This window comes from Aquimarina spinulae (assembly GCF_943373825.1).
GTDB classification, from domain to species: Bacteria; Bacteroidota; Bacteroidia; order Flavobacteriales; family Flavobacteriaceae; genus Aquimarina; species Aquimarina spinulae.
Map to the genome: position 1 here is coordinate 2,157,585 of NZ_CALSBP010000002.1, position 14,135 is coordinate 2,171,719.

The following is a 14,135-nucleotide window of genomic DNA, read 5'->3' on the forward strand; positions in this document are numbered from 1 at the left end:
ATAAAATTTAGTTTTCATTGAATCAAACCTAATTATTAACCAGTGGAGGGCAAAAAAAGACAAGGGGACAAAAAGTGGACACGGCTTGATAATCAGCAAATTATAAAAGACATAGAATCTTAATTGTTGTTTATACACTATAGCTAATACAATTGACAGTAAAACAAGAAAAATCCCGTTGTACAACGGGATTTTTCTTGTTTTACTGATACTAGTAGTAGTATTGGGTTTACGGACTAAAAATTAGTTTTAATAAGTAATTTATTCCTACTAGCAGTGGCAAAATCCATCATAATAGATCCGTAACGGCCAGAAGTATTGTTTCTAAAATAACTACTTATTTTAGGGTTAATATAGTTAGAAATCTCGGGTATTCTAGGTATACCAAACCAATTTGGTTTGTAACCACTCGCAAAATTAATGTACATCGTATTACTATTTCCGTTTTTGGCAGCTCTCAATAAACTAGTTATACTATTCCATTTATTATTCTTGTCAGAAATTTTGTATTTATCTTGTATCTGTAAAGTTGCATTTGTATTATTTATAGTAAAGGTGGTGTTATCTTTCCAATTGGTAGCATTTATACCTTTGGGTGTACTACTTCTTGTATTAAATCTTCTTAATAATACAATTTTCCCTCTTACGTTATTCAATCTAGGAATATTTTCTCCCAAATACCATTTACTGCGATTTTGGTTAATATAACTGGTTAAAGTAGCTTCAAATGAACGTCTATTATTACTTGGATCATGCTCTTCTTTTACCGACATGATAATGGTTTCTGTAGGATTGCTATTTAAAAAATTAAGGCAATCGTTTAGCACATCATTAAAATTAAGTTTTTGATATACCGATCCATGGTGTATCGTAAAAATGTTATTAATATGCCTGCATCTGATATCCAAAAAGCGAGTGCCGCTATTTAGTTGTTCTCTAATGGTTAAATTTTGGGTTTTTGCTGTACCCGAAAAAAAAGGGTGATCATACCTTGCTCCAGAATCATGTGTCCCAGGAATGCTCAATTCTGAAAGGCTTACATTTTTATTAATTGCCCCCATCCAATTAGATAAGGAATAACTAGGCACGGCTTTTTTAATGTTGCTAGCATCTAATGTGATTTGAGAAACAGTATGTCCAAAATTATCATCCTTTTCGCAAGATTGAAAAAATAAAATTACCGCTACGGCTAAAATGAATTTAGTAATACAATTGATTTTCATAATTATAAATTTTTGGTTTTTGTTAGAGAGTTAAGTTCATAGTCTCTCAAACTTAATTACTGATTAGTGAAGAATAGAAAAAACCAAGGGGACAAAAGGTAGACAGATCTGTAGTACTATTGAAAATAAAGAAGATACACTTCTTTAATTCTCATTTTTTGTATTTATCATTTTGATATAATACTACTTTTTCCTAAAGTATCGTAATCATAAACTTAAAAATACTTTATTGATATACCGAAGTTAATGAAATTGAGAAATCTGTTTTTAAAATTGATAACAAAGTAAAACAGATCCCGTTCTGTAATAGGGTTAACTTGAGTAATTTATTCTAAAATGAGATGCGTTTTAGAATAAAAAGTCTCCTTAACTTTATTATTTTTACGCACAAATCAATTTATTTATGAGCTCATCTTTTGAAAAATACCAAAAACGACGACTAATCTCTTCTTATTTTTCTGTTGTTATTAGTATTTCTTTGGTATTATTTTTATTGGGCTTATTAGGCTTATTGGTATTAAATACTAAAAAAGTAGCGGATCATTTTAAAGAAAAAATTGCACTTACCATTTATTTAAAAGATACCGCCAAAGATGTTGAAATCAAACAACTGGAAAAAACTCTGGCATTGGCAGAATATACTAAATCGACTGCTTTTATTTCTAAGGATGAAGCTGCCGAGGAACACAGTAAAGATATAGGAGAAAATTTTATGGATTTTCTTGGGTATAATCCACTTCAGAATTCTATCGACGTTTACTTAAAAGCTGATTTTGTAGATCAGGCAAAAATTGAAGAAATAAATGCTTCTATCATCAAAAAAGATTTTGTAGATGAAGTGATTTACGATAAGCCTTTGATCTCATTATTAAACGATAATATAAAGCGTATTAGTTTTTGGGTACTTCTCATTAGTGGTATTTTTACTTTTATTGCTGTATTGCTTATTAATAGTTCTATCCGTTTATCGGTGTATTCAAAAAGATTTATCATTAAAACCATGCAAATGGTTGGTGCTACAAAAAAATTTATTCGCAAGCCTTTTGTATGGAAAAGTGTGCGATTAGGCATGATAGGAGCAATTGTAGCCTTAATTGGTGTTGGGATTGTATTATATTATCTTAATAAAACATTCCCAGAACTGGCATTGCTTGATGATGAAATCTTACTTATTATTTTATTTGCAGGTATTTTTGGAATTGGAGTACTCATCACCTGGATCAGTACATTCTTTGCTACGCAACGGTTCTTAAATCTAAGAACTGATGAATTGTATTATTAATCTGTTTTATGGGACCTCTAGAGTGGAATATTGATCCAGAAATCATAAAACTATTTGGAGTATTTCCTCTTAAATACTACGGTCTTCTTTTTGTTTTGGGCATTATATTGGCTTACAGAGTTGCCAAACATATTTATACATTTGAGAATGTTCCTTTAGAAAGACTAGAGAAACTATCTGCCTTTCTTATGATAGGCATATTAACTGGTATGCGACTAGGCCATTGTCTTTTTTATGATTTTGAATATTACTCAGAACATATTCTTGAAATTTTCCTGCCTTTTAAGATTACAAACGATGGTTGGCATTTTACAGGGTTTACAGGACTAGCCAGTCACGGGGGTAGTCTTGGAGCTATTCTTGCCATTATTATATATTCTCAAAAATATAAAACCCCTGTCTTATGGATAATGGATCGCATAGCAATTGTAACCCCTATTTTAGGTGCATTTATACGATTTGGAAACTTTATGAATTCTGAAATCTATGGAAAACCTACTAATGGTAATTATGGAGTTATATTTGTGCGGGATGATATGATCCCAAGACACCCAACACAGTTATACGAAGCTTTTTCATATTTACTGATATTTGGTTTATTATGGTATCTCTATAAAAAGACTAGTGTAGTACAAAAACAAGGGTTTTTATTAGGGATATTATTAGCTGTACTATTTACAGCAAGATTAATCATCGAGTTTTTCAAAGAAAATCAAGTTGCTTTTGAAGATGGTATGATTTTAAATATGGGACAACTTTTAAGTATTCCATTTATACTTGCCGGAATACTTTTGTTAGTCTTTAGCAAAAAACAAACACTATACAAATAAATCAGGCCCTTAAAACAAGGACCTGATTATATTATAAAGGCTATAGTGATACTATTCTTTTTCTGATCTTATTTTTTTACTAATCGTTTAGTGATGGTTTTTCCATCCATAACGAAATTGATCAAGTACATTCCCGGTGATAAATTTACTTCCAAAGTATTGCCATTTATTTTTCCTTGATACATTATCCTACCTGTCATGTTATGTACTTTATATATAGTATTGGCATTGTGTCCCACTATATTAACTTGATTTTGACCACCTAATAACAAGTTAGGATACATCTTTAATTGTTGACTCACTTTGCTTACAGCTACAGAATTATCATGTGATAACGCAGAGGATAATGGTCTTGCAAATACCTGAACCCAAAGATTAGCTACCCTAGCCATTCCTATCTCTGTATAATTAGCACTTAAGATATTTCTTCTATGCCCAGAGCTATTCATCCAGGTATCGTGTACTTCCTGTACGGTGCGCTGTCCATTTGCTATGTTTTCTGCTACTCTGCTCCATGAATACCCTTGATCTTGAACTCTATTACTCACACTTGATCCATTAGAACCTGTATGTGAGAAAAAGTTATTATTTTTCATGTCATTTGCATGAAACTCTGCTGCCGCAACTAGTTTAGCATTCATTTTTAATGGTTGTTTACCATCTGCTGCTCTAGCTTGGTTTACCAATTTTAGAAGATCTAACATTTCTTTAGAAAATCCACCATCGGTTCCTTTTAGCGTAGTGATACTTATTGTATTAGAAAACTCTGATAAATCTCCCTGAACATTTTTTGCTCTTACCGAAAGGCTATACACTGTCTCTGGTGTTAATCCATCTAGAGTAACTGTTTTACTTCCTTTTATGCTTTTTACAACTTCATTATTATTATAAATATCAAAAGTGGTAAGGTTTGTAACTTCCCCTTGAGTCTCCCAGGAAAGACGTACAGAATTACTTGTAATATCAGATCCTACCAAATTTAATGGAGTTGGCGGTGGCGAAGCTTTACCAATAGTAAACGATTTGGATTCTGAAGAAGTGAATGAGCTTCCCGAAACAAGTGTTGTTTCATTTAATGATACTGCATATGATCCTTGCCCATAAGAACAACAAAGTCCATCACCATATGAATCATTAATAATAAATGTATAAACCCCATCTTCTAGGCATACATTTTCTGAAACATCTGGAGCAGAGTTTTGATAACTATTTCCTGATACTACAACTTGCCCATTTTCTCTTTCTATTTTCCAACTGATATCTGAAGCATACCGATCAAAAACAATAGCAACGGCAACTTCTGTACAACTAGCAGTCGCACTAGCCGTAAAACTATTTCTATTGCTGATTTCTGAAACATTTTCAGTTTCGCTATAAATTGCTTTATTCTCAGAATTTCCGAAAACATTAGATCTTGAACTATCAGGATGCTTAGCATAGATAATTGACGTCCAGACAAATACGAATAAAATGATTTTTTTCATGGTTTTAAATTTTTGTGTAATTCTTATTTTTGTTTTGGTTAAGGGAGTAAAACTTAAAACACTGTGTCCTATTGTTTATATAATTGTTAAAATTTATATAATTATTCTTGAAAAAACATAGCTTTGGGTTCTATAAAAAACATCTCATCGTAATCGTTTTTATGCTTAATAGTTAAAAAGATAAGATGCATTACTTTGAAAAAAATAGCACTTATATTAAATCAAAAAACATAATAATATTTCTGTAATGGGTAAAATTGCTAAAATATATCTTTCGATCATTTTTGTACTTTTTATTGCCTTTATGGTAGCAGTAATACAAACATTTCGACCTGTACGTAATGTGCAACCTGATGATGTTATGAAGATTGAAGGAATTGTAACCAACATACAGGAAGGATCGGGGTTTGATATTGTAATTACCCTTAAAAATGATAAACACCACTACTATATTAATCGTGGATTACAATATCAATTAACTGTAGAACAATTACGCTCTGATATTCTTAATAAAAAAGTTACTTTGTATGGTATAGAAAGATGGACTATATTTACCCGTGATAAAAATATGGGACATATATCAAAATTAATAATTGATGATATTGTAATATTTAACGAAATTGATAACGATGAGCATGAAAAAACAATCTAATAAAAATACGCCAAAACCTGATTTTATTTTTGAAAAGAAAAACTATATCGTTATGGCTATAGGGATAGCAGTAATTGCTCTTGGCTTTATTCTCATGGCAGGAGGAGGAAGTGATGATCCTAATGTTTTTAATCCAGACATCTATAATTTTAGAAGAATTCGATTGGCACCAACTATTGTTTTAATTGGTTTTGGTATTGAAATATATGCTATTCTTCTAAATCCCAATAAGAAGAAAAAACAGTAATTTATCATTTTATTTTACGGTAGTTATATCTTTGCGTCAAATTTAAGAAATCCCAAAATTCTCTATGGAAATTATCGACGCAATTATTCTAGGCATAGTACAAGGGCTTACCGAATTCTTACCTGTTTCTTCTAGTGGTCATCTCGAGCTTGGCAAAGCTATTTTAGGTGATCAAAGTGTCCCAGAAGAATCTTTACTTTTTACTGTAGTTCTACATTTTGCAACTGCGCTTAGTACCATAGTAGTGTTTAGAAAGGATATAGTAGAGATTGTAAAAGGAATATTGAAATTCGAAAAAAACGAAGAAACTCTCTTTTCTTTTAAAATCATTATATCTATGATTCCTGCTGTTTTAGTAGGTTTATTTTTTGAAGAACAATTAGAAAAACTTTTTGGAGGCAATATTATGTTTGTTGGTTTTATGTTACTCATTACAGCTGCGCTATTATGGTTTGCAGATAAAGCTAAAAGCACTCGAAAATCGGTTAGCAACTCAAATGCATTTGTAATTGGCGTTGCCCAGGCAATCGCAATGCTTCCAGGAATTTCAAGAAGTGGTGCTACCATATCTACTTCGGTATTGTTAGGAAATGACAAAACCAAAGCCGCTCGCTTTTCTTTCTTAATGGTTATCCCCTTGATTTTAGGAAAAATTGCTAAAGATATACTTGGTGGGGATCTTATTTTTTCATCAGAAAACAGTATTCCTTTGGCACTTGGCTTTCTGGCTGCATTTGTCTCAGGACTTTTTGCATGCACCTGGATGATTTCTTTGGTTAAAAAGAGTAAGTTAACTTATTTTGCCGTATATTGTATACTTGTTGGCTTATTAGCCATCAGTTTTGGTTTTATTAAATAGCCCCCATCTATAATGCTAACCGAACAAAATTATAAAGACGGTCAAATCCTTTTGATCGATAAACCGCTGCAATGGACATCTTTCCAAGTTGTAAATAAACTTCGTTGGCTCATCCGGAAAAATTTTGGTATCAAAAAAATTAAAGTAGGTCATGCAGGAACGCTCGATCCTCTTGCAACAGGATTATTACTTATCTGTACAGGAAAATATACTAAGCGTATACAAGAATTTCAAGGACAAGCCAAAGAATACACTGGGACAATATTACTTGGAGCCACAACACCTTCTTATGATTTAGAAACCGAGATTGATCAGACTTTTCCTGTAGATCATATTTCTGAAGAAATTATTCATAAAACAACTTCTCTTTTTATTGGAGAAATAGAGCAGTACCCTCCTATTTTTTCAGCTTTAAAAAAAGACGGTAAACGATTGTATGAATATGCCCGAGAAGGAGAAACTGTAGAAATTAACTCTCGAAAAATTACTATAACCGAATTTGAAATCACTAAAATCAAATTCCCAGAAGTAGAGTTTAGAGTTGTATGTAGCAAAGGGACATATATTAGATCATTGGCACATGATTTTGGAAAAACATTAAATAGCGGGGCTCACTTAACTGTTTTAAGAAGGACTAAAATAGGATCATTTTCGGTTGAAGATGCGACTACAATTGAGTCTTTTGAAAACCAGTTACGTCCAAAAATTGAAACTACATAAAATATTGTAGAATAAAAGTAGTTATAATTACCTATGGAATTTGTAGAAAAACATAAAGCTTTGATTATCACATCGATGTTGATGGGAATCGTCGTTCTAAGTCTTTACAATATCAATATGATAAATAAGCAAAAAGAACAATCCGAAATCTTAATGGAAATCCCCGAGGAGTTCCTTGCCGAAGAAGAAGAGCCCGAAGAAGAACTAATCGCTCAGGATGATCGACAATTAATTGCCGCCAAAAGAACACATGCCGCTTTTAATGAGGATTTTGAAGACCCAGATGAGTTTGAACAACGAATGAAATCATTAACAGAAGCCGAAAATTCTGCAGAAGAAAGTGAAGAAGCTGCACCAACAGAAGGAGAGGTCCCTATTGATGAAGAGGAAGAAAATGAAAAAAAGGAAAAACCAGAGCCCGAAGGTAAAGAAACCAACAACAGAAACAGCTCTCTTACTTATAGCTTGAAAAACAGAAAATCTATAGATCTACCTAATCCAGTATACACATGTAACGGAAATGGTAAAGTAGTAGTAAAAATCGAAGTCAATAAAAATGGATATGTAGTTAATACCAAAATAGACAAGAGAAATTCTACTACCAGAAACGAATGTCTTTTTGACAATGCTATGGATTATGCCAGGAAAGCTTTATTTTCTCGTTCTGATATCGAAGAACAAGAAGGTACTATTACTTATTACTTTAATTATGGTGGTTAAAGTAATCTAATCTATTAGTTATCCATATTATAAAGCAAGTTAGTGTTTCGCGACACTATTTAGTGTTGAAATTTTTCTCTTTAAACAAATCTAGTAGTAGTATTTATAGTAAGTGAGAAAGAAAAGCTTTTATTCAGTTTGGATAAGGCACCAATCATACCGTATAATTCCCTTTTATTTTAGAACCTTTATTATTTTGGTCAGACTACTATAGTTTGAACTACTTCTAAGACCAATACATCTAAATATGAAACGATACTTATTGTAAACCTTAAGCTATATCCAAGATATATTTAAAAAAATATCAATCTATTGATAAGGTTTATGTTTATAATAGTTTTGGCAAAAATTCACTTGTTTTTTAGGTTGATTTTCTTTCAAAACCATCCTGCCCAGGGTAAATTTTATCATATGAATTTTATGTTATTATAAAGTTATTATTTGTAAAAAATCAAACCAAATACACTTATAATCCATTGATTTTAAATATATTATGTTTTTTCAAAAAGAAAACAACTATCAACTACGGAGATCCCGTATCCTATTTATATCGGTTATTAACTACTTTTATATAGAGGCATTTTACACTTCGAAACAAAAACTTAATCAACTTTATAATAAATCACAAAAATCATGAAAAAAACAATGACAAAAGGGCGTTTTAATTTAGTATCAAAACTTGTATTATCTACTTTTATTTGTTTAACAGCATGCCAATCAAATTTAGATGATGAAATAGAAACAAGTATTGAAAACAATGTAGAAAAAGCAGGAACTGGAGCTAACAGAGATATCAAGCTTGATTTTTACCTGGGCGACAACGGACTAGGGAATCAACAAGGTAATGTCGAGAGCACCGGATGGGTTGCAAATAAGCAGAATCAATGGTCAGAATGGGGAGGAGATTCAAACTTTTATGATCCAGATTGGATTGTCTTAAATCTGATTACCAGAACCACAAAAAATTTAAAAAACCTAGATTTTAGGATTGCTATTCAATTATCAGACGGAGGTAGTTCTGGTAATAATGCTGGCTTAGTTAGATATACCCCTTGGGCAAGCCAAGGTGGGGGATGGTCATCATGGGCCACAGATTCGAATGCGTATGATTTTGATGCTGTTAGGTTTATGATACAAACAAGGCCATATGCAGGATTAACTGTAGAAGATGTTCGGTTTGGAATTCAATTAACAGATGGCGGAACCAGTTCTTCAAAGAAAGGAATTGCTAAATATACTCCATGGTTATCACAAGGTGGAGGTTCTACAGGGTATGCAGGAGATTCAAACTTTTATGATCCAGATGCTATTAGAGTTAAACTAGATATTATTAAGTAATCAAATTTATTTCAGGAAAAAATCTAACATTATTACAATACGTTATTTTTTTTTGAACTCATTTTACCAAACCTCATAAGCTAAAACTTATGAGGTTTTGATATTATATAACTATAACAAATCCGCCAGATCCTCTGCAATATTTGCACCTTTGTCTTTGTTATACCAAACTTGTAAATCTTGCTTAAACTCTGGATCTAAGCTACCGTGTTGCTCTTTATAATCATTTACCATTTGTGTTGCTACAGAAGGTCTGGGACCCCACGAATTTAACACTTCTTTGTTTTGATTATCATACACAATTAATTTAGGTATTGATTTTCCTCCGTTGGTTAAAAAATTATTCATCAACTCATCGTGATCATCTCTAGAGATGATTTTTAAATCTATCCCATCATTTAATTCTGCAAGTTTATTCAATACAGGTAACACATGTGCAGCATCCCCACACCATCCCTCTGTTAATACCACCCAGGTTACATCTAGATCCGTATTAGAAAATGAAGTACTAATAGATTCGTCGATTTTCAAAGTCTTATCCCATCGTTTCATTCTACGGTCATTAAGCATACTATAATTTGTTAATGCTTCAGATTGTTCATGACCAGTAGATTTATTTTTAGTTAATAAACTACTAATCAAACTCTTATATTCTTGGTATGTGAAGGAATTATCAATTCCTTGAGTTATCAATTCGGGTATTGTCATTGTAGTAGGTTGTTCCATAATTATTGGTTTCAAAAATAGGTAAAACAATATTTTTATATCAAAAACGCATAGATCAAAATCGTATAACTGTCAATTTTTGAAGGTTTCTTATACATAGACGATAGTTATCTTTAAAACTTACAGATATTCTATACTCCCTGAAAACAGTGAGTACGTTTATACGGTTAATAGTGTACTCTACATACGATTAGATTTGAATCTTTGTATTCTAGTCTTTTTTTGATTTTAATTATAAAACAGACGTACATATACCATAAAAAGTAGCTCATAACTAATCTAATTATATGGAATCTCCTAAGAATACCGGATCAAAAAACAGTAAAACAAAAACGGATAACGATTATGCTATAGAATTTGAATCTGCAATGAAAAACTGGGGAGAATATTATTCAGACTGGGCAGGATGCAAAAATATTTATGTTGGTGAAGATCGAGAGGTAAAAGGTAATACCATCTATCCCGAAAGTGGTGATTGGGTTGTAAATGACATAAGAGGTAAAAGTGGCACTTATGGTATTGATCATGAATCTTCTAGAATCTATAAAGTAAAACTAAAAAACCCAGAACACTACCCCAAAGTAGATTACAAACAACAAGCATTAAAACTAAAAGTCGATGCGGTAGCACTTATGGAGCGGTACCATTGGTTCTCAATGCTTTTTAGAGACTGGGCACATCAAACAGAAGTAACTCCTTATGGCATATGGGATACCGCCGATGATATCGACAAAGACTATGAAAATGAAAAAACCGAATTTGTAAACGACCCTCATTTAGCTTTATACTGGTTGTTACATTTTGGGTTTTCTTTGGATAATAGATATGAGGAAGTAAAAAACATTGTGCTTACTAACCAATTAGAAGAACAACTAGAATATTTTAAAATGACTCTTGGTTTTTTTAATACAACCGATGCTTTTTATGATCTGCAGATACATGATGAATATTCTTATTGTGATGAGGAGGATAGTTTTGAAAACCTATTCTTAAGAAGACGTGCGCACTTAGTGTTTAATACTCAATCTTATGAATTTAGAGGGAAAGAAGATAATTTACAACAATGGTGGTTATCTATAATTATATATCCCCAGGCAGAAAAAAACATGATCAAACGCATGCGATGGCTAAAAAACAACTTAAAGAAACATAATAAATGGATCGAGTTTGATGAAATAATCAAAACGGCTAAAATAGAAGAAATCAGTTTACTATCTTATATATTGGCATGTAATCCCAATACAAAAGACAAAACAAAACATGCAAATCGTTTTTTAGAAGAACTCCTCGACGGAAAGAAAATCTGGAAAGAAAACATACGACGTAAATTCGTACAAATCATGATTTGGGATTTAAAAGATCTTTTTACAGAAAAAGATACTCTTAAAAAGGCGGTCAATTTTTACTTCAAAGGAAATACTGCCTCCAAAGAATATGCAGATTTATTAACTGTAATGGGAGAACCTACTCCAGATTCTAATACCGTTCAAAAGATTTTAGGAAAACTCGCCGACATTTTTAAAGATTATGATGATTTTGAAACGACCACAGCCGAAAAAGAAAGTTTATATAAAAAAACAGATGCTGTATTCTCTTCTCTAGAAGAAAAACTACTATATCAGGTTATAGAAAACATTAATGAATATGAACTATCAAAACGAGCCTTTTATTTCTTGTATCTAAATGACCTTCCTGATAAGCAACAAACTATTACACAACTGTTTTCTAACTTAGGATTATATCATCATAATATTCCTGAAATTTTCACAAAAGAATTTCCTCACTTAATCAAAGATGAGAACGATCCTAATATCGAAATAGTAAAATCATGGTTTATACTACCCGAAAGTAAATTTGAAAGCAAGTATAATGCACAAAAAGCTCCTGGAGTTGCCTGTATGTTTTTCCTGAATGTTTTATACTTACCTGATATTTTTAATTTCGTTGTCAATACATTATTACTTGATGAAGACACTCTTCAAAAAATACCATACCTATCAGAAGCTATTTTTACACAATTACTTTCTGAAGAATATGATACTAAAATAAACCCTACTAATAGGTTTAATAAAGAGCAAATTGAAACCATGCTCGAAAATACCTTTACGTTTTTAGAAAAAAACCATTCCAAAATTCCCGGAGGTAGTACAGAAGCTATCCGTACCGTTTACCATTGTGAGAATCCACTAGCAAAAAACTGGATTAAAGAACATTACAAAAGTATAGATATTGAAAAACGTTTTGGAAATATGTCTATTGACATGGATGATCTTACCGAAGAAATAAATGATGCTTTAGAAAGTGCTCTGGAATTTATAAGAGATGCAGAACAAAATGTTTATTTAGAATATAAAGACGAAAAATCAGCAAAATTTTGGAAAATAAAATATTACCAGGAAATTTTCACAGTAACTTATGGTAAAATAGGCACAAAAGGACAATCAAAAACAAAAGAATTTAAGGATATAAACACAGCACATAAAGAAGGAAAAAAACTTGTTGAACAAAAAATAAAAAAAGGATATATATCGACCACCGAAAAATATTTTTATCAGAAATAAAACAAAAAAAATATGATTTTAAAGCTAACAGTCAGGAATTTAAATAATAACTTTACAAGAGGGGGAATTATACACTTTACACATTACAGACTTATAGCATTATTTTAAGGGGTTTTCGATAGAAAATTTAAATACATGAAAAAATCATTTACTATAATTATACTATTACTAGGATGTATAACCGCTATTGGTCAGGAAAATAAAATTTACACCTCATTACAAGAGGCATTAATCAATAAAGACCAGACATACAGACTAGATCTTAGCCACACTAAACTCACAAAACTATCTGATTCTATAGCGCAACTAAAACATTTACAATACCTTAATCTGGAAGGAAATGAAATAAGTAAATTACCAGAATCTATTGGAAATCTAAAAAAATTAAGAACACTTAATGTAAAAAAGAATAAACTCGTTGAGCTACCAGGATCTTTTGGTGATTTGCAAAGCATAGAGGTTTTGTTTTTGTCTGAAAATCAAATTATTACACTACCAGAATCTATCGGGAATTTAAAAAAACTAGGATGGCTATTTTTAAAAGATAATCAAATCAAGATGTTACCCGAGTCCTTTGGTAGCCTTACCAGTTTAAAAAAATTAGATTTGAGACAGAATCAACTCGTTGAGTTATCTAATACTTTTAGTAACCTTACCAGCTTACAAGAACTTCTTATACAAGGAAATCGACTTTCAGAATTGCCTCTAACATTTGGAAATCTAAACAATATAGAAGCACTAAACCTATCAAACAATCAAATTGATGAATTGCCTGAATCTTTTGGAAATCTAAATAGTTTAGAGTGGTTGATTTGTAAAGAAAATAAGTTAGATCGTATTCCTGAAACTTTCGGAAACCTTTCAAAATTAAAACTTCTGTACTTAAATGCTAATAAAATAAGTGAGCTGCCAAAATCCTTTCAGAATCTTACCAATTTAAAAGACCTCAACCTATCTGGCAACAGGCTTTCTAAAGCAGAAAAAGAAACAAGCAAACAATTATTACCTAATTGTGAAATTAATTTCGAAAACAGTTACTACTCTTTGCAGAAGGCCTTAGAAAACAAAAAAAATGTTGACATCCTATATCTTTCAGATAGCGAATTAACAGAACTACCAGAATCAATAGGAGAGCTTAAAAATTTGCAAAAGCTATATCTCATAAGCAATCAACTTAAGAAATTACCAAAATCCTTTGAGAAACTTAAAAAATTAGAAACTCTTTCTTTATCCTATAATAGCATTACAAGTTTACCCGAATCACTAAACAAGCTTAAAAATTTAAAACAACTCTATTTAGATAGCAACAAACTCTCTTCTTTACCTGAATCTATTAAAGGCTTAAAAAAATTAAAAATCATCCATCTATCTGGTAACAATTTGTCTGATTTAGAAAAAGAAAAAATCAAAAAACTACTTCCTGATTGTTCGATTTCTTTTTAAAATAAACAGTATTTTAGAGATTTAATCGATAAAACAAACTAAGTATATAT

The 14,135-nt window shown here is 31.3% G+C and carries 13 protein-coding genes; 10 read left to right on the forward strand and 3 right to left on the reverse strand.

Features of this window, described 5'->3' with window-relative positions:
- Positions 1–236 precede the first annotated feature (236 nt).
- On the reverse strand, positions 237–1,223 hold the full coding sequence (locus NNH57_RS15110) for a phosphatidylinositol-specific phospholipase C (RefSeq protein WP_108807304.1): 987 nt from the start codon (positions 1,221–1,223) through the stop codon (positions 237–239).
- A gap of 403 nt (positions 1,224–1,626) precedes the next feature.
- On the opposite strand from NNH57_RS15110, the gene NNH57_RS15115 reads away from it, so the two are divergent.
- Positions 1,627–2,505, forward strand: a complete 879-nt coding sequence (locus tag NNH57_RS15115) for a cell division protein FtsX (protein ID WP_074407012.1) — start codon at positions 1,627–1,629, stop codon at positions 2,503–2,505.
- Between the two features lie 8 nt (positions 2,506–2,513).
- On the forward strand, positions 2,514–3,335 hold the full coding sequence (gene lgt / locus NNH57_RS15120; RefSeq protein ID WP_108807303.1) for a prolipoprotein diacylglyceryl transferase: 822 nt from the start codon (positions 2,514–2,516) through the stop codon (positions 3,333–3,335).
- A 68-nt stretch (positions 3,336–3,403) separates the two neighbouring features.
- Here lgt and NNH57_RS15125 read toward each other — a convergent pair whose 3' ends face one another.
- Positions 3,404–4,819, reverse strand: a complete 1,416-nt coding sequence (locus tag NNH57_RS15125; RefSeq protein ID WP_074407010.1) for a CAP domain-containing protein — start codon at positions 4,817–4,819, stop codon at positions 3,404–3,406.
- 247 nt (positions 4,820–5,066) lie between these two features.
- On the opposite strand from NNH57_RS15125, the gene NNH57_RS15130 reads away from it, so the two are divergent.
- From NNH57_RS15130 to NNH57_RS15155, 6 genes are all read left to right on the forward strand, one after another.
- Positions 5,067–5,471 (forward strand): hypothetical protein, encoded by a 405-nt coding sequence (locus tag NNH57_RS15130; RefSeq protein WP_082994799.1) that lies wholly within the window; start codon positions 5,067–5,069, stop codon positions 5,469–5,471.
- Positions 5,455–5,718, forward strand: coding sequence for a DUF3098 domain-containing protein (locus tag NNH57_RS15135; protein ID WP_025664427.1), 264 nt, complete (start codon positions 5,455–5,457; stop codon positions 5,716–5,718). The genes NNH57_RS15130 and NNH57_RS15135 overlap by 17 nt, the downstream gene beginning before the upstream one ends.
- Before the next feature lie 64 nt (positions 5,719–5,782).
- Positions 5,783–6,577, forward strand: a complete 795-nt coding sequence (locus NNH57_RS15140; protein ID WP_074407009.1) for an undecaprenyl-diphosphate phosphatase — start codon at positions 5,783–5,785, stop codon at positions 6,575–6,577.
- Between the two features lie 12 nt (positions 6,578–6,589).
- A complete protein-coding gene (gene truB / locus NNH57_RS15145; protein ID WP_074407008.1) occupies positions 6,590–7,297 on the forward strand; it encodes a tRNA pseudouridine(55) synthase TruB in 708 nt (235 codons plus the stop codon).
- Between the two features lie 33 nt (positions 7,298–7,330).
- Positions 7,331–8,017, forward strand: a complete 687-nt coding sequence (locus NNH57_RS15150) for a hypothetical protein (RefSeq protein WP_074407007.1) — start codon at positions 7,331–7,333, stop codon at positions 8,015–8,017.
- Positions 8,018–8,650: 633 nt separating this feature from the next.
- Positions 8,651–9,355: a hypothetical protein gene (locus NNH57_RS15155; RefSeq protein ID WP_108807302.1), complete on the forward strand. Its 705-nt coding sequence runs from the start codon at positions 8,651–8,653 to the stop codon at positions 9,353–9,355.
- 111 nt (positions 9,356–9,466) lie between these two features.
- Here NNH57_RS15155 and NNH57_RS15160 read toward each other — a convergent pair whose 3' ends face one another.
- Positions 9,467–10,081, reverse strand: a complete 615-nt coding sequence (locus NNH57_RS15160) for a thioredoxin family protein (protein ID WP_199915401.1) — start codon at positions 10,079–10,081, stop codon at positions 9,467–9,469.
- Between the two features lie 287 nt (positions 10,082–10,368).
- On the opposite strand from NNH57_RS15160, the gene NNH57_RS15165 reads away from it, so the two are divergent.
- Together NNH57_RS15165 and NNH57_RS15170 are read left to right on the forward strand one after the other, a co-directional pair.
- The gene (locus tag NNH57_RS15165) at positions 10,369–12,642 is read left to right on the forward strand and encodes a WGR domain-containing protein (RefSeq protein WP_199915400.1); all 2,274 of its coding nucleotides are present in this window, start codon (positions 10,369–10,371) and stop codon (positions 12,640–12,642) included.
- A gap of 135 nt (positions 12,643–12,777) precedes the next feature.
- The gene (locus NNH57_RS15170; protein WP_108807301.1) at positions 12,778–14,085 is read left to right on the forward strand and encodes a leucine-rich repeat domain-containing protein; all 1,308 of its coding nucleotides are present in this window, start codon (positions 12,778–12,780) and stop codon (positions 14,083–14,085) included.
- The last annotated feature ends 50 nt before the right edge of the window (positions 14,086–14,135 follow it).

Coding starts and splice junctions, on each gene's coding strand:
- NNH57_RS15155 (WP_108807302.1), top strand. CDS start 8,651: ATGAAAAAAACAATGACAAAAGGGCGTTTTAATTTAGTATCAAAACTT.
- NNH57_RS15125 (WP_074407010.1), bottom strand. CDS start 4,819: ATGAAAAAAATCATTTTATTCGTATTTGTCTGGACGTCAATTATCTAT.
- truB (WP_074407008.1), top strand. CDS start 6,590: ATGCTAACCGAACAAAATTATAAAGACGGTCAAATCCTTTTGATCGAT.
- NNH57_RS15140 (WP_074407009.1), top strand. CDS start 5,783: ATGGAAATTATCGACGCAATTATTCTAGGCATAGTACAAGGGCTTACC.
- NNH57_RS15165 (WP_199915400.1), top strand. CDS start 10,369: ATGGAATCTCCTAAGAATACCGGATCAAAAAACAGTAAAACAAAAACG.
- NNH57_RS15160 (WP_199915401.1), bottom strand. CDS start 10,081: ATGGAACAACCTACTACAATGACAATACCCGAATTGATAACTCAAGGA.
- NNH57_RS15110 (WP_108807304.1), bottom strand. CDS start 1,223: ATGAAAATCAATTGTATTACTAAATTCATTTTAGCCGTAGCGGTAATT.
- NNH57_RS15170 (WP_108807301.1), top strand. CDS start 12,778: ATGAAAAAATCATTTACTATAATTATACTATTACTAGGATGTATAACC.
- NNH57_RS15115 (WP_074407012.1), top strand. CDS start 1,627: ATGAGCTCATCTTTTGAAAAATACCAAAAACGACGACTAATCTCTTCT.
- NNH57_RS15135 (WP_025664427.1), top strand. CDS start 5,455: ATGAAAAAACAATCTAATAAAAATACGCCAAAACCTGATTTTATTTTT.
- NNH57_RS15130 (WP_082994799.1), top strand. CDS start 5,067: ATGGGTAAAATTGCTAAAATATATCTTTCGATCATTTTTGTACTTTTT.
- NNH57_RS15150 (WP_074407007.1), top strand. CDS start 7,331: ATGGAATTTGTAGAAAAACATAAAGCTTTGATTATCACATCGATGTTG.
- lgt (WP_108807303.1), top strand. CDS start 2,514: ATGGGACCTCTAGAGTGGAATATTGATCCAGAAATCATAAAACTATTT.